Consider the following 18820-nt stretch of genomic DNA (forward strand, 5'->3'; position numbering starts at 1 on the left):
TGTGGATCCAGCCGGAGCAGCAGCAGCTTACCAGGTGGGGAATGTGGACATTGCTGTTACCTATGCACCATTCCTAAAACAGGCTAACTTGGCTCAACCTGATGGACGCATTATCTATGACTCGTCCCAAATACCAACAGCGATTACGGATGTTTATCTGTTTGCCACTGAGTATATCGAAGCTAACCCAGAGGCGGTGGAAGCCTTTGTCAAAGGGGTTTTCAAAGGACTAGGGTTTCTCAATCAATATCCATCGGAAGGGTTAGCGATCGCAGCTAAGGAGTTGAAAATTAAGCCGGATGCCCTAGCTGCTGATCTAAAAGGCATTAGTATCCCAGACGCTCGTGCCAATCTGGAGATGCTAGGAAATAAGCAGAGTGATTCCTACTTACGGTCGCCGTTGATGGATGTGGCGATATTTTTGGCAAACCAAGGCAAGATTGATACTATTCCTGATATGGAGCAATTCCTGGAACCCAAATTTGTCAAAGCCGCTTTAGAAACATTGTAGAGAAACATTACCTAAATTTGCTGTCACTTAAGACCCCTGTGCCACAACCTATATCTTCTCCCCGCAAACGTTACCTACGACCATCCGTATTTTGGAGTATCCGTCAGGGCTTTCCTGGCTGGCTCAGTATCTTTCTCACCATCATTGCCTTAGTAGTACCCCTGCTAGTTTGGATCGTCCTAAGCTATGAAGAATTAGTAGACCCAAGATTCTTGCCAAGTCCGATGGTTGTCCTGAAAGCTGGCTGGAAAATGTTGACAGAAGAGCAGTTACTGACTGATATTATCGCCAGTTTTACCCGTGTGCTAGTTGGTTTTTTGTTTGCCGCAGTAGTTGGTATTCCCATTGGCATTGCCATGGGGACATTCTACAGCATGGAGAGCTTGTTTGGTACGATTGTCGGTATTGTACGCTATATGCCAGTGGCGGCGTTTATGCCCCTAATTGTTCTGTGGGCAGGGTTAGGTGAAACCGCAAAGATCCTAATTATTTTCTTAGGAATTGTCTTCTACAACGCCATAATGATTGCTGATGCTGTCAAGTTTATCCCTGATGAAATGCTGAATGTGGCTTACACCTTGGGGGCGAATCGGGTTGATGTATTATTTCGAGTGATTCTACCAGCAACTCTACCAAATATTATTGATACGATGCGGGTTAATGTTGCTGGTGCCTGGAATTTTCTGGTGATTGCGGAATTAATTGCTGCTGAAAATGGTTTGGGCTTCAAGATTATCTATTTTCAACGATTCCTAGAGACAGATAAAGTGCTCTTTTGTATTTTAGTGATTGGATTGATTGGGTTGATGCTGGATTTTGCGTTTAGGTGGCTTTTTCGATTAACTGTTCCTTGGTCGGAGCAATTTGTTGAGCGTTAAAGGTTTAAGCTTTAAGGTTGTTCGCGTAGCGTGGCCTTTTGGCCAAGGTTTAATCAGCTTGAATGTTGAATGTTGAATGTTGAATGTTGAACGTTGTTCGCGTAGCGTGGCCTTTTGGCCAAGGGTAAGCATTCAGCTGATAGCTTCAGATATTTTCCCGATTCCCGATTCCCGATTCCCGATTCCCGATTCCCGATTCCCGATTCCCGATTCCCGATTCCCGATTCCCGATTCCCGATTCCCGATTCCCACACTTCCCCTTCTTTTTTACAAATATCAGATGCACCCTTTTAAAATGACCAATGATCACAATTTGCCTAAGCTACAGGTGTGTGATATTTCCAAAAGTTTTCGCCAGCGACGGGAAGAATTGGTAGTGCTAAAGGATATTAATCTCAATCTTGAAGCAAATGAATTTGTGTGTATAGTTGGACCGTCTGGCTGCGGCAAATCAACCTTGCTCAACATTATCGCTGGACTAATTCCTCCTTCCAAAGGACAGGTAAAGGTAGATGGTGAGGTGGTTTTAGGTCCTGGTCGGGATCGGGGCATGGTCTTTCAGAACTATACCCTATTTCCCTGGCTAACCATTGCTGATAATATCGGTTTTGGTCTGAGGTTACAACAATTGCCTAAGGGGGAATCCCAAGAACGGATTGCTTACTATTTGGATGTAATCGGTCTAACCCGCTTTGCTAATGCCTACCCCAAACAGCTGTCAGGGGGTATGAAACAGCGGGTTGCGATCGCACGAGCGTTGGCTAATGAACCGGAAGTGCTGTTGATGGATGAGCCTTTTGGAGCCTTAGATGCCCAAACTAAGGAGGAATTGCAGGAATTCTTTCTTGGACTTTGGCAGAAGACCCATATTACGGTTTTGATGATTACCCATGATGTGGAAGAAGCGGTGTTCTTATCCGAGCGTATCTATGTGATGGGAGCTGATCCAGGTTGTATCCAGGATAAGATTATGATTGATTTGCCCACTGTTCGTACTCTGGATACAAAGCTAACCCTGGAATTTGTGGAATTGAAACGGCAGGTAATTCAGGCTTTGCGCATTTGATCTAAGCCATCAGCCATCAGCTATCAGCTATCAGCCAACGGCTGATATCAAATCCGGTTAGTACAGACAGTAAAAAATATTTCTCTTCGTCTTACTCTACGGTTGTTTGACCCTAATCCTAATCCTTTTTTTGCTTTCCGGATTTGGTATGACAGCTGACGGCTGAATGCTTACAAAAAAACTAAAAATCCTCTCCCCTGCTCCCCTGCTCTGATAACAATAGAATTTAAATCAAGACCAGCTTACTCCCTGTTTCCTGTTCCCTGTTCCCTGTTCCCTGTTCCCTGTTCCCTGTTCCCTGTTCCCTGTTCCCTTGAAAAACTAAATAATAATCAACCTTTCCTTTTGATCAGCACAGTTTCAACTAGAGTCAGGGATAGACATACTGCAATCATTAGCCGAATCCCATCCTGTACTGCGATTACTAAATAAGTAGCCATGTCTTCCTGTAGTGCTGCTGATTGATAATCTACTTTAATCAACGTTTGCTCAAACCAATTTAGAGAAGTTGGTTCTTGATGATACAGAGGGTAAGCCAAAATATCTAATAACACTACCACAAGCAATCCTGCAGTTCCTCCAATTAATAATCTTCGCAATAACCTTTGTAATAACCTTTTCCCAAATGACATGATATCTACTCCTGATGCTCCCATCTTACCTTAGTTTTTTTTAGCCAATACCTATTACCAAAAGGTATTGGTAGAAAGTTGTAAGGGCGCACAGCTATACACCCTTACTAAATTTTGACCTTTTGACTGACGAATAATCACACCCTGCAGACACAAAAATACTGACAAAACCCCTTAACGACTTAAGGCTCCATGGAGTAATCCACCAGCACCTCCACCGACAATCGGACGCCAAACTGACTTTGGATCAATGCCTCGTCGATAGCCTTGTATCCATGGTTGAGCCAATTTTATCGGTTTCCAAATGGTAGAAACTGGACTAATAATTCCTGTAACTGCACCTCCTGCTGCTGCTTGGAAAACACCATCACCTAGGGGTTTACTAGTAATAGCGTTGGATGCGACCTGAAACGCTGCTCCTGATGCAGCACCAATTCCAGCTGATGCGAGCAGTGGAACAATTGCTCCTTTAATCTGGTCTGTCTCGGTTGTTGTTTGTTCCGTAAACTCTAAATCTTCAATTTTCATTTTTATGTCTGCTTAAGGTGTTTTATTATTATTACTATTACTTCCAAAAATGTTTCGCCAGTTTGGCGTTGAAAATTGTATATAGTAAAGGGAATAGGGAACAGGGATTAGGGAGTAGGGAGTAGGGAGTAGGGAGTAGGGAGTAGGGAGTAGGGAGCAGGGAGTTGAAGGTTGTTGGCGTAGCGTGGCCGAAAGGCCAAGGTTGAAGGTTATTTTATTTAAAGTTTAAAATTTAAAGTTGAAGGTTGACAATTAACTGTTAACTGTCAACCTTCAACTGTTATGATTTTTGCTTAAATTAAGGAAAATCCAAGACTAATAATTAGTCTTGGGGAATCGATAGTAGAAGGTTAAGCGATCGCATTGTAAGCATTCAGCATTAAGCATTCAGCATTAAGCATTCAGCATTAAGCATTCAACTTTCAACTTTCAACTTTCAACTTTCAACTTTTAACTTTCAACTTATGGGCTACCCACGCTACTTGAGTGGCCATTGGCCAAGGGCTGACCACTGACCACTGACCACTGACTACTGACCACTGACGGCTGTTCGCGTAGCGTGAGCTTTTAGCTCACGGCTGAATGCTTAAATCGCATTCACAAAATTATGATAAGCGGTCTCAACCTTCTGGGCTTGGGAGGCTACATCAGCCTCTAACTGGTTCAAGCGAGCTAATTCTTGCTCCCGATTAATTTCACGAGATTCTTTTTGCTTAATTAAATTATCTAATTCAGCTTTGCGAGCTTTAATATCATCATCCATCCGCTCAGTTACTTCCTGCTCATACATATCAAAACATTCTTTGATAGCATCATAAATCGGTTGCCATTGCTCTTGTGCTACCTCAGGCAAATATTTCACCAACTCTTTTCTAGCTGCTTTCACCAATTCCTTACGAGCTTGATCGGCTTGCACGACTCCAACTCCTAATCCTAACAACGCTAGACCCACTGGTCCGAGAGCAATCCCAGAAACAGTGGTAATGATGGCACCAATTCCCATAACTGTGATGAAATTCAGTACAATATTTTTCCAATCGAAACCAGCTCCAGCCATGGCGACTCCTGCTATATTACCCCTAGCTAAGGAAAATAATCCTGCTGCCCATTTTGCCCAAGCGGGAGCGTTATCTTCTGTGGTGTAGCTGCTGACAGGTCTTACGGTTTGTCCGGTTAATTTTTGATTAATTTTATCCGTGACTTTAGTATAAGAAGCACCGTAGGTGACTGCACTGCGAGATAGCTGAGCAAAGGCAGCATCCATCTCTTTTTCAGCGGTCTTACTCCACTCTGACAATTTATCATTAATATACCGTTCAAATCCTTGTCTCAACTCTGATTCAAAGGCTTCTCGTTTCCCTGTACTCAAGAAATCCATAAATCTTAGTTCAGGTTGATAGTGTAAAAAATCTGACTCAAAGGTATTTCCTAAATTTAAAACATAGGTACGAAAGGAATCTGCGATCGCTTTCGCTTTATTATCACGAACTGTTTTAATTTCATCCTTGAATTGCTCACCAATATCCTTGAGTTTATTAAATTCTGGTTCAACGGAACTAATCCGTTCCTTCAATTCATTTAAATCTTGCTCTAGCAAGGGGATGCGACGTTCAATAGCTTCATGAACATGGTTACTCCCTTGACGGGCTAAGGGTGCATCTCATATTTGTAAAAAAGATCGGAAGTGTGGGGCCCGGGCGCGGGGCGGGGGCGCGGGGAGTGTGGGAATTTTCTCCCGAATTTTTGCCTAATTGCAAAACTGAGATGCACCCATAGAGAAGAGGAGAGAAGAGGAGAGAAGAGGAGAGAGGGGGAGTTTTTTTGTATTTAGAGATTTGGTCAGAAAGCATCGAAGGGAAATGGGGAAATGGGGAGATGGGTCGAATTATCTCGGCAATTAAAGTATAAGATAATACATATTTTGAGGGATTTAAACGGAAATGAAAGTACGTACTCGCCCCAAAGTAAAAAACCTACCCAAGTGAGGTAGGGAGTAGGGAGTAGGGAGTAGGGAACAAAAATTATCACAATTAATTAATTTAGCATTCCTATATATTTTACCAACTATTTATTGTAAAAATTAATTATAATACTATTTATTTAGTTGATGTTGAACTATTTTGGTATTGGCAATTTATAAATTTAACCTTATTGCCTTTGGCTTTTGTAATTCATTCATCATCTTTCCAAAAAATTTCGTACCCTAACCAGGCAATTCCTCCAACTATCATGACTAGAGCAAGCCAATAAGCGACTCTAATGGTTACAACAACAGCAATGACAACGGCTAAGAATTTACCGAATCTAGCTAGCTTTCTGCCCCACTTTTTTAGTTTACCTTCATTTTTTTGATGCTTATGGGTTTGATTAAATTGTAGTTCTTCTTGATAAATGTCCGTTTCAATTTCCCGGAGTCTAAGGTCTCGCTCCCGTTGCTGGAGTTCTCGTTCTCGAAGCTCAAGGTCTTTAGCTTTTTCTTCTTTGGAATTCATCGGTTTTTCCTTAGTTGACTGCAAATTTACTGGTTGACTGACAAATCTAGTCTGATGCTTCTTTAATGGCTTGACAGTAGCCACAGGGGTACCTTTATGATTAGTCTTTAGCTACTATAGCAATTCTAAATTGAGTCAATATAGCTCATAAGTATGATCAAGGCTATAGTTGTTACTATAGCGCTACGCGCAAGTCAGAAGTCAGAAGTCATTTGTCAGAAGTCAGAAGTAACCTATGACTAAGTTTCAGAGTTTAAAAATGTCACACATCTGAATGCATAGTGCTATAAAACCTCCTTTCAATATAGTGCTGAGTAAGACTTGTCACTATTCACAACTAGAGAGGTTACAGTTGATAGGTTACAGTTATAGAGTTCCCGGACAATCTGGTCTGATTAACAGCAGGAGGTCTAATCTCCTCAGGACATACTTAGGATTGCTTGAATCACATGGAAACTGAACCATTACAGGCCAATACAACACCCTTTTTCCATGTGTCCGTATTGAGTCAGGAATTAATTGAGGGACTAGCTATCTGCCCTGGTGGTCATTACTTAGATGCCACTGTGGGTGGTGGTGGACACACTGAGTTAATTTTAGCAGCAGCACCGGATGTGGAAGTTACAGCTATTGACCGGGATGCTAATGCGATCGCAGCCGCCAAGACCAGGTTAGCCAGTTATAACGGAAGAGTTAATTTCTGGCAGGGAAATTTTGCCGAATATCAGCCTAATGATAGGGTATTTGATGGTATTATTGCGGATTTAGGCGTCAGTTCAGCTCAGCTAGATTTACCAGAGCGAGGCTTTAGTTTTCGCCATGCTGCTCAGTTAGATATGCGGATGGACCAGAGCCAGTCTCTGACGGCAAAGGATATTATTAATAATTGGGGTGAGGTACGGTTAGCGGATGTTTTTTATAAGTATGGGGAAGAACGGTTATCCCGGCGGATGGCACGGCGGATTGTGGAGAAGCGTCCGTTTCAGACAACCACTGAATTAGCCAATGCGATCGCATCTTGTGTTCCCCCGAAATACCGCTATGGCAGGATTCACCCAGCGACTCGGGTGTTTCAAGCCCTACGGATTGTGGTCAACCAGGAACTTGAGAGCCTCGAAAGCTTTCTCGACATTGCCCCCCATTGGCTGAAACCAGGGGGAAGACTTGGAATTATCAGTTTTCACAGTTTGGAAGACCGGATTGTTAAGCACAAATTCCGGGAGTTGTCAACTAATTGCTCACTATTGCGGGTGCTAACTAAAAAGCCAACTGTAGCACAAGCTGAAGAAATCCAGCATAACCCTCGTGCTCGCTCCGCTAAACTCAGATTCGCAGAGCGACGGGAGTTGAGCACTCAAGACTGACAAGTCTAAGCTATGGATTCACTTCTCGACACTAAACGAATTGGCATGCGATCGCGGGGAAATACTGTCAAATACTGATTAACATCTTCTAGAGAATCTCGGCCATTGACGAGTTCCCAGTTAAAATGACGCAGGAGTAAAGACAACATCACCGTTGCTTCTAAAAGTGCTAGAGGTGCGCCTACACAAAAATGAGATCCTCGGGAAAATCCAAACAGGAGGGGGAGTGGCTGTTGGTCAGTTTCCTTTTGCAGCCATCGTTCTGGACGAAATTCTTCCGGTTTTGGAAACATCTCAGGATCCTGTCCCGCAGCCCAGAAAAAAGGTTCGACGCTTACATTTTTCGGCATCTTGACCCCATCCAGTTCTGTCTCTTGGGTCGTGACTAGGGGGATTCCGGTGGCCACTGGGTGGAGTCGTAAGGTTTCCTTGACCACAGCTTCTATATAGTCTAAATGTTTCAAAGTAGAAAGATTTAGCTCCCCTTCCTTCTCCCAGGCTTGATCCACAGCCTGTTGTGCGGCCTGAAAGACTCCAGGATTAAGCCCCAACTCCCCGACTGCAAAGGACATAGTATGAGCCGTAGTGTCATGACCTGCAAAGATAAAGGCTCGGGTCTCGGCCATTAGGGAGTCTTGGTCATGCTGGGGGTTTTTAGCAAATTGAACCAACATCGAATCCCGAAATGACGAACTGACTGATGGGGATTCGGCCTCAGAAGCCCTGGCCACTTGCAACGCCATCGCGACCCGAGGTTTTAAATTCTGTTGTAAATAATCTTGAGCCTGTCGGTATTCTCGCCCTTCTGACGTAGGGAGAAACTTAAACCATCGACTGCGACCTGCGGTCTGCAAAAGTACATGTTTTTCGAGAAGTGCAAGAGCTGCATACAGGCGGTTGGCATCGAAGGAGGGTTCCCCTGCAAAGTTTGAGGTTTTATCAAAGGTAACACCTAGGAAAAAGTAGGCAATGATATTCATGGTCAAGTCCACAAATAAGGGATCAACTTGAACCTCTTTGCCTGTTTGAGCCGAGCTTTGAAGTTGTGTGATGACTTGCTGACACCCCTGACGGATGAGATCGAACTTTTGAGTGAATCGACTGGCTCGGAAAGCTGGTGCTGCGGTTTGGCGACGCCACTTCCAAGCTTCACCAACCTGGTTTCCGATATGTACGCCAAACACATCTTTGTAGGCGTGATAAAAGGATGGACTGCGGGTAAATATCCCCTTAGTTTGCCCCTCTGTCAAAATGCTTTCAATCAGTTGGGGCTTTGCCACCATCACCATCGGTCTGGTGAAGATCCGTAGCAAAATCATGGAGCCGTATTGCTGCATCCATCGAAAGATTCTCAGAGAATAGGTTCCTTGTTTTGCAGCGGCAAGAAGTTCCATGGCGTTACCTGTGAGCCATTTCCCCTTGGGTGATGGCAGAGCATATATCGAGCTCAAGGCTAGCTGGCGTTGTTGCCAACGCCACAGGAGAAGGCTGATCCCTGTTCCTACAAGGAAAGCTAAAATTGTCCATGAATGCTCGAACATGCTCAAGGTTCTCCTGACTTTTACACTGCTAGCTAAATTCTACTACCGAGTTAAAGCCCTGATATTCACACAACCACTGAGTTAGGGAATACGATTGGCCTTGGCCTTTGGGCCACGCTACGCGATGAAGCGTTTCGGCAAAGCCGACGCTACGCGAACGCAAAGCGTGGCCAAAGGCCTCAGCTTCCGCTAAAAGCGAACGCATCTTATGTTCCCCCTAAATTTGGAAGACCGGATTGTTAAGCACAAATTTCGGGATTTGTCAAAGAATTGCTCACTATTGCGAGTGCTAACTAAAAAGCCAACTGTAGCACAAGCTGACGAAATCCAGTTTAACCCTCGTGCTCGTTCCGCAGCACTCAACACTGACCCACTTAGGGCTCTAATCTCGGGATGGGGCAGGTGCTAATAGTCCAGCCAAGGAACCCAAGGAACCCGTGCCAATCCCCACCAGGATATCAGGCACATCTTTACCCGCCACAGCTAGTCCGATGGCACCTGTAACAGTTACCAGCATGGTACCGCCCAAAGCAGTGACCACAATCCGGTAAATCCAACGGTCTGTTTCTAGAGGTGGACCAAGTCTACGGATAGTTTCCACTGGGTCTCTTTTGATTTCTTCCGCAAGTTCTGGATCTTTAGATACCCGTTCTACTAGTTCATTCATGGATTTAACTGGTTTCATCATCGTGAGCTTTTTGTGAATCTAAAACTTAATACAGCTCGATTGCTCTAAATTCCTGATGTTTAGGGATTAGACTTAGCGGCAGTTGTGGGGAATCGGGAATCGGGAATCGGGAGTCGGGAATCGGGAGTCGGGAGTCGGGAATCGGGAATTGGGAATCGGGAATCAGGAATCGGGAATCGGGAATCGGGAATCGGGCAGAAGAATTGAGGCAAACAGTATGATAAAAGCGATGCAGCGACCTAGCCTTGTGATCCGATTACACCATCTCCGCAGTCCCTCCAGTTAAACTACTACTGATACTAAAGATCTGGCACGAGTACAAAAAAACTTAATAACGGACGTGATAACAATCAATTTCAGTACTGAAAGCGTCAAATCTTATCAATTCTCCCTACTCCCTACTCCCTATTCCCTATTCCCTATTCCCTTCACTCTATGACTGATTTACTGGAAAACCTCTACAATGCCTTTGACCCCTCCCAACCGTTACCGGCAGGGGACCCGGTTTATGTGGATTGTCGGGAAGTGCGGGGGGATGGAGAGATCCAGGTGGATTTAGGGAAAGAGATGTTGCTTTCTAAGCGAGAGACCTATCATTTATATGGAGGTCATCGGGGGGCAGGAAAATCTACGGAATTGTTCCGATTGAAGCAATATTTGGAACAAAATAACTTCTCTGTGGTGTATTTTGCCGCAGATGAAGAAGATGTGGACTCCGAAGATACTCAATATACCGATATTCTGCTGGCCTGTACTCGCCATTTGCTCGAAGACCTCAAGGATAGTGCTAATCCCAGGCCGTTGCTGAACTGGCTGGAAAGCCGCTGGCAAGAGTTAAAAGATTTGGCTCTAACTGAAATAGCATTTGATGGACTAAGTGCAGAAGCAAAAATTTCTCAGTATGGCAAGCTAACTGCTAATTTAAGAGCTGTACCAACCTTGCGTCAACAGATTCGACAGAAAATTAATCCCCACACGGTTACTCTACTAAAGGCGTTGAATCAGTTTATTACAGAAGCCAAAGAAAACTTACCAGCTGGATGTACTAAATTAGCAGTGATTGCGGATAATTTAGACCGGATTGTGCCAGTTATCCAAGAGAGTAACCAAACGAATCATGAAGAAATTTTTTTAGACCGTAGTGAACAATTAAAAGGATTAAAGTGCCATATTGTCTACACAGTTCCGATTTCCATGCTGTACTCCAAGCGAACTAATGATTTGCGAGACATCTATGGTGATGCCCAGGTGTTACCGATGATTATGGTGCGAACTAAAGAGGGTAACCTCTATCAGCCTGGATTCAATAAAGTTAAAGAAGTGATTAGCAAGCGAGTCGGCCAATTTGCTCCCACTCGCTCCCTAGAAACCGATATATTTGAAAGTCCAGAAGCCTTAGAGCGCTTGTGTCTTATGAGTGGAGGTCATGTGCGGAATTTGCTATTATTAATCCAAACCGCCATTGCTCGCACCGAAACCTTACCAATTTCCCTCAGAGCAGTGCAACGATCCATTACTGATGCACGAGATACCTATCGCCGAACGGTTCAGGATGGACAATGGTCAATTTTAGCGGATGTTTACCGCTCCAAGCAGATACACAATAATGACCAGTATCGTCAGTTATTATTTAATCGCTGTTTGTTAGAGTATCAATACTTTGATGACGAAGGAGAAAGACAGTGTTGGTACGATGTTCATCCCCTGATTAAAGGGATTAAGCAATTTCAAGACGCCTATGCTCAACTAGACTCACAGCCGTAAGGTAGTTGCCTAGGGTGTGTTACCGGGCGGGCTGTTTCAACCAGGAACGAAGAGGCGGAAAATCAGGGCTAGCCCAAAAATGGTGCGTTACGGGGCGGACTATCCCAACCCTGGCTACGAGGGCAAAAATAAGGGCAAGTCCGCCCCTAACGCACCCTACGCACTCCCGATTCCCGATTCCCGATTCCCGATTCCCGACTCCCGACCCAAATTTAAAAAACCTACTCCCTACTCCCTGCTCCCTGCTCCCTTACAAGTAATGGTAAACTTTACAGATGCGGACGAGGATTTACCTCCAGCGAGTCCAGAAGAACAATACCAAGACTTACTCCGTGCCCTCCGAAGGCGTAGAGGTTTCGGATTATTATTTGTCCGTTGTTCTCCCGTAGAAGCAGAGAAGTTGGTTAAGCAGGTTAAGCAAGATTTGCCTCAGAAAACAATAGAGGTGTTGCGCTTCGAGGAACCGATTGATAATTTATACGGCATTGTTCAGGATCGCCCCGACTGTCAGGACATCAAGGTTTTATTTATCCAAGGTCTAGAATACTCGTTTTATAAGTATGAAGAGACGAAACGTCAACAGGGATGGGATAGCGAAGCAATTTATTCCTATAGTTGGAAAGGGGTTCCTCATATATTAAATCATCTCAACCAACACAGAGAACGGTTTCGAGATGATTTTCAGATTTGTTTTGTGTTTCTCTTACGGTCATTTTCCCTGAATTATTTTATCCACCGCGCTCCCGACTTTTTTGACTGGCGTTCTGGTATGTTTGACTTTCCTAGCAAATCAGAGGAGTGTCAACAAGAAGACTGTCAGAATCAGTCTTTGAATCCTGAATACTTACGTAAAGAAATTATCGCTATTGAAAAACTGCTGGAAGCAGAGCATCAAACTCCTGAAGAGCAAGCGGATTTACTAGTTGAACTAGGAATGCTACTGGTTGCTGCCCAAGAATATGAAGACGCGATCGCTAACTTCGACCAAGCTTTGGAAATTAAACCCGATGATCACCACGCTTGGTACAGCCGGGGGGTTGCCCTATCGGTATTAGGACGTTTGGAAGCAGGGATTGAATCGTTTGACCAAGCTGTGACAATTAAACCCGATTACCACCAAGCATGGCACCACCGGGGGATTGCCTTACGGAAATTAGGACTAAACGGAGCAGCGTTCGATTCCTATAACCAAGCTGTGAAAATTAAACCCGATTTCCACCAAGCTTGGTACAACCTGGGGCTTGTCCTATGGGATTTAGGACTAAACGAAGCAGCCATTGATTCCTATGACCAAGCTGTGAAAATTAAACCCGATTACCACCAAGCTTGGTACAACCGGGGGGTTGCCCTATGGGATTTAAGACTAAACGAAACAGCAATTGAGTCGTTTGACCAAGCTGTGAAAATTAAACCCGATTACCACCAAGCTTGCTACAACCGGGGGATTGCTCTATCCGATTTAGGACTAAACCACGGAGCGATTGCATCCTATGACAAAGCTGTGAAAATTAAACCCGATTACTACCAAGCTTGGTACAAACGGGGAGTTGCCTTACGGAAATTAGGACGAAATCAAGAAGCTATTGAATCCTTTTACCAAGCTTTGATATTTAAACCGGATGACCACGATGCTTGGAACAACTTGGAAATTGCCCTATCGGATTTAGGACGTTTGGAAGCAGGGATTGATTCCTTTGACCAAGCTGTGAAAATTAAACCCGATCTTTACCAAGCTTGGAACAACTTGGGAATTGCCCTATCGAATTTAGGACGAAACAAAGCAGCGATTGATTCCTTTGACCAAGCTTTGAAAATTAAACCCGATTTTCACCAAGCTTGGAACAACCGGGGGATTGCCTTATGGAAATTAGGACGAAATCAAGAAGCGATCGATTCCTATGACCAAGCTTTGAAAATTAAACCGGATTACCACGAAGCTTGGAACAACCAGGGGGTTGCCCTATTGGATTTAGGACTAAACAAAGCAGCGATTGCATCCTATGACCAAGCTTTAAAAATTAAACCCGATGACCACCAAGCTTGGTACAACAAAGCCTGCTTTTATGCTTTACAAGGAAATGTAGACTTAGCCCTTGATAACTTGAAACAGGCAATTACTCTCAATCCTGAAGAATATCGAGAGATGGCAAGAAATGATTCAGATTTTGAAAGCATTTGCTCAGATCAGCGGTTTCAGCAGTTGATTAATATCAAGTCTGGGATTTTAGGGAATCGGGAGTCGGGAGTCGGGAGTCGGGAATAGGGAATATAAAAAAAATTATGTGTACCTCATTACTATGAGAAACGCTATAGCAATAGGTGTAATGGTGTTAACAACTTCAAGAAACGAAACATTCCTAATACCAATTTCAAACTATACTCTTGCTCCCCATCTCCCTATCTCCCCGCGCCCAGCCCTATAGCCTATTCCAGTTGCCGTTCCGAGGGTGTTATGGTGTCCATCAACCCTTCAAAGGTACCAGAATTGACGATGAAATACAACAATCCAGCAAAAACTAGAAGAGCTAGAAGCATGGAACAACCGCGCATATCCTTCTCCTCGTTTAATGTATGAGCACTATTAGTATTCCACAAGGTTGTTACTTTAGCGGACAGGCAATTACCGTAAAAGCAACAACCCTGCGGGGTTAAAAGCGGCGGGGTTAAAGAGGTTTAAACCTAATATTTTCCGCTACTGAATTAATTATATTTAATTCTGGTCAAAAAATAAATATTTTTGTATCAATTTGTCATTAACTGTGTAACGAAGTGTGAAAACCTATCGTAAGCTATCAGCTATCAGCTAATGCGCTACTTGAAGTGCTACTTGAGGTGCTATCAGCGTCGAAGTCTGTGCCAAGCTGTTCGCGTAGCGTGGCCATAGGCCTGCATAGGTTTATTTTAAGCTGACAGCTGACAGCTGACAGCTGACGGCTTACCTAAATACTTTGCCAAAAGGTATATTAGATAACAGATTTACGGTATTAGTCACAGGATTTTTCACAAATCGATTATGATTGCTATATTACCGGTTTCACATTTAATAATTACTTAATTAAATTTTTACAGTATGGTAATTGGTGAAACCAGATAGGGCTATAAAATATAGTGTAACTAGTTATTCACTAAATAGTTAACCAGTAAATAGTTAACACTAAATATTTCAAAAATAAATCTACGACATATATGGTAAAAAATCAGCCATATGTCGTAAAAATTAGCAATTTAGTGAAACACAAACTGGTGTTTCATTAGAATTTGAGGTAATTTAATTCGACAATAAATCTAAGTGATCAACCAAAGGGGTTGATGCCATCATGGTGGTGAGCATTTAATAGTGGTATTAGTGTATTTCAGAGTGTATTTCGAGTAGTAAATGGAATTCCTTGAACTAATGAAGGGTGTTTCTCTAGAGCCAACTGACAATTCACTTAGAATTGACCTGAAGGATGCCAACTTAAGGGGTGCTGACTTAAGGGGTGCTGACTTAAGGGGTGCTGACTTAAGCAGAGCTGACCTAAGTGATGCCAATCTCAACGGTGCCTTGCTCAACGGAGCTGATTTGAGTCGTGCCTACCTCAGATGTGCGGATCTCAGTGATGCCAACCTGAGTGATGCCAACTTGATGGGTACTTATCTGAGTCGTGCTGACCTCAGTCGTGCTAACCTAGGTGGTGCCAACTTGAGTAATGCCAACCTGATTGGTAGTCGAATAGACAATACTCAGTTTAGAGATAACTCAGGAATTTGTAAGGATCTCAAGGATGACCTAAAGCGACGAGGGGCAATCTTTTTTGAGGAGTCTCCGAGTCTACGTTCTGGAATGCTTGCCTGTTCCTGACCAAGCTATGTGCAGTGCTATACCAAGTCCCAATTACCACTTAGCTCTCTCAGGGATTGTCCTTGCAGGAGGGCTAAGTTCTCGTATGGGTAGGGATAAAGCTTTGATTCTGGTCGAGGGTGTCCCCTTACTGCGCAGAGTGTGTGATGTTGCCCTAAGCTGTATTGGTCAAGTCTCGGGTCAAGTCTCAGGTCAAGTCTCAGGTCAAGTCTATATAGTCACTCCCTGGCCAGAACGATACGTGGATATCTTACCTGAGACTTGTCGTGTTATTCGGGAAGTCCCGTTACCAGAAGAGACCACACCTCATGGTCCATTGGTAGGATTTGCTCAAGGATTAGCTCATGTTGAAACAGATTGGGTACTGTTACTGGCTTGTGATTTACCCCAATTAAAAGCAGAGGTTGTGCAAGGTTGGCTCAAGCATTTGGAGCAGACTCGGGAAAATGCGATTGACCAAAGGTCACGCTACGCGATTGACCAAAAGTCACGCTACGCGATCGCACTATTGCCACGAAACCCCAAGGGCTGGGAACCCCTGTGCGGTTTTTACCGACGCCAGTGTCTACCAAGCCTCACTGAGTTTATCAATCAAGGGGGAAGGTCATTTCAGCGTTGGTTGGCCCAGCATCCAGTACAGGAGTTGCTAGTCAGTGACACTAGGCTATTTTTTAACTGCAATACCCCTGCTGACCTAGAACAGTTGGAAATACAGGATTAAGCAGTGGCGATCAGGCCGGAAGTGCCTAGTTGTTTGATAGCAATTCTCTTTCCCATGAGGTACAAAGGGATCCCCCTAAATCCCCCTTAAAAAGGGGGACTTTGAGGTTGAGAAGTGTACCTCATACATGCAATAAACGCTATAACTATTTTTTTTATCAAAAAAAATGGGTCTAAAACCCCGTCCTTCTAGGACGGCTTTTTCTAGCCATAATACTGGCTGGTTTGTGCTATAATTGTTAGCATAAATATGTTACAAAAAAGCTCGATTCCTGATGATCATTCTTGAGTTCAAGGCTTACGGAAAGAAGCAGCAATATCAAGCCATTGAAGAGGCGATCAGAACGGTTAAGTTTGTTCGCAATAGCTGTCTTAGATTGTGGATTGACAACAAAGGCATAAATAAATACGATTTAAACAAATATTGCAAGGTCTTAGCCAAAGAATTTCCCTTCACTAACGCTTTGAACTCAACTGCTCGCCAGGCTGCGGCTGAAAGAACATGGTCATCAATCGCCCGTTTTTACGACAACTGTAAGAAAAGTGTACCTGGGAAAAAAGGATTTCCAAGATTCCAAAAACATTGCCGCTCAGTTGAGTATAAGCAGTCAGGCTGGAAGTTGTCCCCTGACAAGAAGTCAATTACGTTCACCGACAAAAAAGGAATTGGGAAGCTTAAGCTCAAAGGCACATGGGACTTGTGGCGTTTCGATAAGAAACAGATCAAACGGGTTCGGATAGTAAAAAGAGCTGATGGTTATTATGTCCAATTCTGTATCGCTGTCGATAACAATGAGGCTTTGAAGCCTACTGGTAATACTGTCGGCTTAGATGTAGGATTGAAGGACTTCTATACTGATTCCGACGGCAATGCTGAATCTAACCCCAGATTTTATAGAAAAGGAGAACAACGCCTTAAGTTTTATCAACGTCGGGTTTCTCGAAAAAAGAAAGGCTCAGCTAACCGAAAGAAGGCTATTAATAGACTAGGCAGACATCACCTTAGAATAAGCAGGCAACGTGAAGAGCACGCCAAGAGACTGGCGCGCTGCGTAATCCGGTCTAACGATCTGGTCGCCTACGAAGATCTAAGAGTCAGGAATTTGGTTAAAAATCACTGTCTAGCCAAGTCTATTAATGATGCAGGTTGGTATCAATTCCGAAAATGGCTGGAACATTTTGGAACTAAATTTGGCAGGGTTACTGTTGCAGTAAACCCCGCCTACACTAGTCAAAACTGTTCTCAGTGCGGCGAGGTAGTGAAGAAGTCTCTATCGACCAGGACTCACACCTGCAAATGTGGTTGTCAACTAGACCGCGACCACAACGCCGCAATCAACATTTTAGAGAAAGCCTTGGGTACGGTGGGGCACACCGGAACCTGGATCATTGATCCGAACGCTCATGGAGAATTGTCCTCTACTCTCCCTGACTCCGGTTTGGGTGAGCAAGACAGCTCGCTGAAGTGAGAATCCCCGTCCTTCCAGGGCGGGGAGTGTCAAAAGCTGGTGACAGGATTCGAACCCGCGGCCAGCTGATTACAAATCAGCTGCTCTACCAACTGAGCTACACCAGCAATCTTTTTAACTATAACACTAAGTATAACACTTGTCAAAGCTTCCGGTCTGATCATCCATCACCCCCGATCACCGGATCACCCCATGATGTGATCCGGTGATCCGGTGATGTGTAGCAATATTTTTTAAACTTTGTATTAATTACTCCGGATTAGACCTATTGTGATCAACTTCCAATTGGGAGTGACTGTAGATTTGGATTAACTTTAGCTCTTTTTTACGGGGAAAGCTACCTGTCTATTGGGTCTACAGAAAGCTTTCCATTACAATTTATGGAATAACACATAGTTTATTTTTATTTGTGTTAATTTATGTTTGTTTGGGTAAAAACCTAGAGTAAAAATTATTGTTAATCCTATGGCTAAAGTAACCGTAACTCTCTATATGGAAGAAAAAGACAAAGAAGCGCTTCAACGATTGGCAGATGCCGAGGAGCGCTCCTTGTCCCAAATGGCAGTACTAATTCTCAAACGAGCGATTAAAAAAGCTCAGCAGGCAGGAGACATACCACCCAAAGACTAATCAGTGATGGGGTGAAAAGCGTAAGCTATCAGCGTGTCGCGTATCAGCCTATGCGCTACGGACACACTACTTGAGGTGTTTATGTGCTACAAATGGTGCTACTGTTTGCGCAGCTTGCCCGTAGCGCAATCGGTGCTTTTGAATAAAATAAGCTGTTCGGTGTAGCCTGGCCAACGGCTGACGGCTGATAGCTGACGGCTGAATGCTTAATGACAAGCAGCCTTGTTACCCCCTCAGTTCCTGTCCTTTATCCTTGAGGCTAGTCAACTTCGTAATCCACTGCGATTATGTCCCCTTGGATAGGTTTGATATACTTCTGGACTACTTCCTGGTGGGCTGGGTGATCAGTATAGGTACTCAGAGCGTCGCGATTGACCAGTTGCACTCTCAAAGCATGCTGAAATCCCTGGGACCTGAGGGGGGAAAAGTTCTCTCCACAGGAAAGTTCTACAATCTCAGGAATTTGGTCTTTCATGGCCAGTAGTCCATTGATAGCTAATGCGATCGCATCCGCTGAAGCGTCGTCTTTCCACTTGAACAAAATAATATGCTCGATCATCTTTACTTAGAAGTTCCTAAATTCCCATTACCACAGGCCAGGTGGTAAAAACAAAAACAATCACTGTACTCAGAGCCAGCAAGCCTTCAATTAAATTGCCAATCAGCGACCCTACCATAATGCCCACACTTGCTTTT

General features: G+C 43.9%; 21 protein-coding genes, 1 tRNA gene and 2 pseudogenes. 11 read left to right on the forward strand and 13 right to left on the reverse strand.

The window, feature by feature from the left end:
- The 3 genes from F6K38_RS21960 to F6K38_RS21970 all read left to right on the forward strand — a co-directional run.
- On the forward strand, positions 1–511 hold a 511-nt coding region (locus F6K38_RS21960; RefSeq protein ID WP_502709587.1), incomplete at its 5' end, for an aliphatic sulfonate ABC transporter substrate-binding protein.
- A 38-nt stretch (positions 512–549) separates the two neighbouring features.
- On the forward strand, positions 550–1389 hold the full coding sequence (locus tag F6K38_RS21965; RefSeq protein WP_008191747.1) for an ABC transporter permease: 840 nt from the start codon (positions 550–552) through the stop codon (positions 1387–1389).
- Between the two features lie 295 nt (positions 1390–1684).
- Positions 1685–2455 (forward strand): ABC transporter ATP-binding protein, encoded by a 771-nt coding sequence (locus F6K38_RS21970; protein WP_287265109.1) that lies wholly within the window; start codon positions 1685–1687, stop codon positions 2453–2455.
- A gap of 332 nt (positions 2456–2787) precedes the next feature.
- Here the strand turns inward: F6K38_RS21970 and F6K38_RS21975 are convergent, their stop codons facing one another.
- The 4 genes and pseudogenes from F6K38_RS21975 to F6K38_RS21990 all read right to left on the reverse strand — a co-directional run bounded on the left by F6K38_RS21975 (position 2788) and on the right by F6K38_RS21990 (position 6107).
- On the reverse strand, positions 2788–3087 hold the full coding sequence (locus tag F6K38_RS21975) for a hypothetical protein (protein ID WP_287252577.1): 300 nt from the start codon (positions 3085–3087) through the stop codon (positions 2788–2790).
- 174 nt (positions 3088–3261) lie between these two features.
- Positions 3262–3615 carry a hypothetical protein gene (locus tag F6K38_RS21980; RefSeq protein ID WP_287252575.1) on the reverse strand — a complete coding sequence of 118 codons (354 nt, stop codon included), beginning with the start codon at positions 3613–3615 and terminating at the stop codon, positions 3262–3264.
- A 586-nt stretch (positions 3616–4201) separates the two neighbouring features.
- Positions 4202–5266, reverse strand: a pseudogene (locus tag F6K38_RS21985) (dynamin family protein); the annotation flags it as partial.
- A gap of 520 nt (positions 5267–5786) precedes the next feature.
- On the reverse strand, positions 5787–6107 hold the full coding sequence (locus F6K38_RS21990) for a hypothetical protein (RefSeq protein ID WP_044495860.1): 321 nt from the start codon (positions 6105–6107) through the stop codon (positions 5787–5789).
- A 449-nt stretch (positions 6108–6556) separates the two neighbouring features.
- On the opposite strand from F6K38_RS21990, the gene rsmH reads away from it, so the two are divergent.
- Positions 6557–7471, forward strand: coding sequence for a 16S rRNA (cytosine(1402)-N(4))-methyltransferase RsmH (gene rsmH / locus F6K38_RS21995; protein ID WP_008191734.1), 915 nt, complete (start codon positions 6557–6559; stop codon positions 7469–7471).
- Between the two features lie 5 nt (positions 7472–7476).
- Here rsmH and F6K38_RS22000 read toward each other — a convergent pair whose 3' ends face one another.
- Together F6K38_RS22000 and F6K38_RS22005 are read right to left on the reverse strand one after the other, a co-directional pair.
- A complete protein-coding gene (locus F6K38_RS22000) occupies positions 7477–9012 on the reverse strand; it encodes a cytochrome P450 (RefSeq protein ID WP_008191731.1) in 1536 nt (511 codons plus the stop codon).
- A 28-nt stretch (positions 9013–9040) separates the two neighbouring features.
- Positions 9041–9217, reverse strand: a complete 177-nt coding sequence (locus tag F6K38_RS22005) for a hypothetical protein (protein ID WP_287252570.1) — start codon at positions 9215–9217, stop codon at positions 9041–9043.
- Between the two features lie 3 nt (positions 9218–9220).
- On the opposite strand from F6K38_RS22005, the gene mraW reads away from it, so the two are divergent.
- On the forward strand, positions 9221–9421 hold the full coding sequence (mraW, locus tag F6K38_RS22010) for a 16S rRNA (cytosine(1402)-N(4))-methyltransferase (RefSeq protein ID WP_071986993.1): 201 nt from the start codon (positions 9221–9223) through the stop codon (positions 9419–9421).
- On the opposite strand, the gene F6K38_RS22015 is transcribed toward mraW, so the two are convergent.
- Both F6K38_RS22015 and F6K38_RS22020 read right to left on the reverse strand, forming a co-directional pair.
- Positions 9395–9700, reverse strand: a complete 306-nt coding sequence (locus tag F6K38_RS22015) for a hypothetical protein (protein ID WP_131827025.1) — start codon at positions 9698–9700, stop codon at positions 9395–9397. The genes mraW and F6K38_RS22015 overlap by 27 nt on opposite strands.
- 59 nt (positions 9701–9759) lie before the next feature.
- Entirely contained in the window at positions 9760–9912 is a 153-nt protein-coding gene (locus F6K38_RS22020) for a hypothetical protein (protein ID WP_287357448.1), read from the reverse strand.
- Between the two features lie 223 nt (positions 9913–10135).
- On the opposite strand from F6K38_RS22020, the gene F6K38_RS22025 reads away from it, so the two are divergent.
- Together F6K38_RS22025 and F6K38_RS22030 are read left to right on the forward strand one after the other, a co-directional pair.
- Positions 10136–11464 carry an AAA family ATPase gene (locus F6K38_RS22025; RefSeq protein WP_287357450.1) on the forward strand — a complete coding sequence of 443 codons (1329 nt, stop codon included), beginning with the start codon at positions 10136–10138 and terminating at the stop codon, positions 11462–11464.
- Positions 11465–11543: 79 nt separating this feature from the next.
- The gene (locus F6K38_RS22030; protein ID WP_287357452.1) at positions 11544–13727 is read left to right on the forward strand and encodes a tetratricopeptide repeat protein; all 2184 of its coding nucleotides are present in this window, start codon (positions 11544–11546) and stop codon (positions 13725–13727) included.
- 161 nt (positions 13728–13888) lie between these two features.
- Here the strand turns inward: F6K38_RS22030 and F6K38_RS22035 are convergent, their stop codons facing one another.
- Positions 13889–14014, reverse strand: coding sequence for a hypothetical protein (locus tag F6K38_RS22035; RefSeq protein ID WP_267873693.1), 126 nt, complete (start codon positions 14012–14014; stop codon positions 13889–13891).
- Positions 14015–14840: 826 nt separating this feature from the next.
- Between F6K38_RS22035 and F6K38_RS22040 the strand changes: the two genes are divergently transcribed.
- The 3 genes from F6K38_RS22040 (at position 14841) to F6K38_RS22050 (ending at position 17494) form a co-directional block, all read left to right on the forward strand.
- Positions 14841–15305: a pentapeptide repeat-containing protein gene (locus F6K38_RS22040; RefSeq protein ID WP_008191720.1), complete on the forward strand. Its 465-nt coding sequence runs from the start codon at positions 14841–14843 to the stop codon at positions 15303–15305.
- 7 nt (positions 15306–15312) lie between these two features.
- Positions 15313–16026, forward strand: a complete 714-nt coding sequence (locus F6K38_RS22045; protein ID WP_287357456.1) for a molybdenum cofactor guanylyltransferase — start codon at positions 15313–15315, stop codon at positions 16024–16026.
- A 274-nt stretch (positions 16027–16300) separates the two neighbouring features.
- Positions 16301–17494: an RNA-guided endonuclease InsQ/TnpB family protein gene (locus F6K38_RS22050; protein ID WP_287357454.1), complete on the forward strand. Its 1194-nt coding sequence runs from the start codon at positions 16301–16303 to the stop codon at positions 17492–17494.
- A gap of 34 nt (positions 17495–17528) precedes the next feature.
- Here the strand turns inward: F6K38_RS22050 and F6K38_RS22055 are convergent.
- Positions 17529–17601, reverse strand: a tRNA-Thr gene (locus F6K38_RS22055).
- A gap of 358 nt (positions 17602–17959) precedes the next feature.
- On the opposite strand from F6K38_RS22055, the gene F6K38_RS22060 reads away from it, so the two are divergent.
- On the forward strand, positions 17960–18124 hold the full coding sequence (locus tag F6K38_RS22060; protein WP_083373549.1) for a ribbon-helix-helix domain-containing protein: 165 nt from the start codon (positions 17960–17962) through the stop codon (positions 18122–18124).
- A gap of 66 nt (positions 18125–18190) precedes the next feature.
- Here the strand turns inward: F6K38_RS22060 and F6K38_RS22065 are convergent, their stop codons facing one another.
- From F6K38_RS22065 to F6K38_RS44330, 3 genes and pseudogenes are all read right to left on the reverse strand, one after another.
- Positions 18191–18340, reverse strand: coding sequence for a hypothetical protein (locus F6K38_RS22065; protein WP_154659994.1), 150 nt, complete (start codon positions 18338–18340; stop codon positions 18191–18193).
- Positions 18341–18383: 43 nt separating this feature from the next.
- Complete coding sequence (locus F6K38_RS22070; protein WP_008191711.1) at positions 18384–18683, reverse strand: Dabb family protein; 300 nt, start codon at positions 18681–18683, stop codon at positions 18384–18386.
- 16 nt (positions 18684–18699) lie between these two features.
- Positions 18700–18820 (reverse strand): annotated as a pseudogene (locus tag F6K38_RS44330) (DUF456 domain-containing protein); the annotation flags it as partial.

It is taken from the genome of Moorena sp. SIO3B2 (assembly GCF_010692525.1).
Classification (GTDB): domain Bacteria; phylum Cyanobacteriota; class Cyanobacteriia; order Cyanobacteriales; family Coleofasciculaceae; genus Moorena; species Moorena producens.

What these genes read in the sequence shown, in the direction of transcription:
- F6K38_RS22005 (WP_287252570.1), bottom strand. Translation starts at nt 9,217, where the DNA reads ATGCGTTCGCTTTTAGCGGAAGCTGAGGCCTTTGGCCACGCTTTGCGT.
- F6K38_RS22015 (WP_131827025.1), bottom strand. Translation starts at nt 9,700, where the DNA reads ATGATGAAACCAGTTAAATCCATGAATGAACTAGTAGAACGGGTATCT.
- mraW (WP_071986993.1), top strand. Translation starts at nt 9,221, where the DNA reads ATGTTCCCCCTAAATTTGGAAGACCGGATTGTTAAGCACAAATTTCGG.
- F6K38_RS22040 (WP_008191720.1), top strand. Translation starts at nt 14,841, where the DNA reads ATGGAATTCCTTGAACTAATGAAGGGTGTTTCTCTAGAGCCAACTGAC.
- F6K38_RS22045 (WP_287357456.1), top strand. Translation starts at nt 15,313, where the DNA reads ATGTGCAGTGCTATACCAAGTCCCAATTACCACTTAGCTCTCTCAGGG.
- F6K38_RS22030 (WP_287357452.1), top strand. Translation starts at nt 11,544, where the DNA reads ATGGTGCGTTACGGGGCGGACTATCCCAACCCTGGCTACGAGGGCAAA.
- F6K38_RS21970 (WP_287265109.1), top strand. Translation starts at nt 1,685, where the DNA reads ATGACCAATGATCACAATTTGCCTAAGCTACAGGTGTGTGATATTTCC.
- F6K38_RS21980 (WP_287252575.1), bottom strand. Translation starts at nt 3,615, where the DNA reads ATGAAAATTGAAGATTTAGAGTTTACGGAACAAACAACAACCGAGACA.
- F6K38_RS22035 (WP_267873693.1), bottom strand. Translation starts at nt 14,014, where the DNA reads ATGCGCGGTTGTTCCATGCTTCTAGCTCTTCTAGTTTTTGCTGGATTG.
- F6K38_RS22070 (WP_008191711.1), bottom strand. Translation starts at nt 18,683, where the DNA reads ATGATCGAGCATATTATTTTGTTCAAGTGGAAAGACGACGCTTCAGCG.
- F6K38_RS22000 (WP_008191731.1), bottom strand. Translation starts at nt 9,012, where the DNA reads ATGTTCGAGCATTCATGGACAATTTTAGCTTTCCTTGTAGGAACAGGG.
- F6K38_RS22025 (WP_287357450.1), top strand. Translation starts at nt 10,136, where the DNA reads ATGACTGATTTACTGGAAAACCTCTACAATGCCTTTGACCCCTCCCAA.
- F6K38_RS22050 (WP_287357454.1), top strand. Translation starts at nt 16,301, where the DNA reads ATGATCATTCTTGAGTTCAAGGCTTACGGAAAGAAGCAGCAATATCAA.
- F6K38_RS21990 (WP_044495860.1), bottom strand. Translation starts at nt 6,107, where the DNA reads ATGAATTCCAAAGAAGAAAAAGCTAAAGACCTTGAGCTTCGAGAACGA.
- rsmH (WP_008191734.1), top strand. Translation starts at nt 6,557, where the DNA reads ATGGAAACTGAACCATTACAGGCCAATACAACACCCTTTTTCCATGTG.
- F6K38_RS21975 (WP_287252577.1), bottom strand. Translation starts at nt 3,087, where the DNA reads ATGTCATTTGGGAAAAGGTTATTACAAAGGTTATTGCGAAGATTATTA.
- F6K38_RS22060 (WP_083373549.1), top strand. Translation starts at nt 17,960, where the DNA reads ATGGCTAAAGTAACCGTAACTCTCTATATGGAAGAAAAAGACAAAGAA.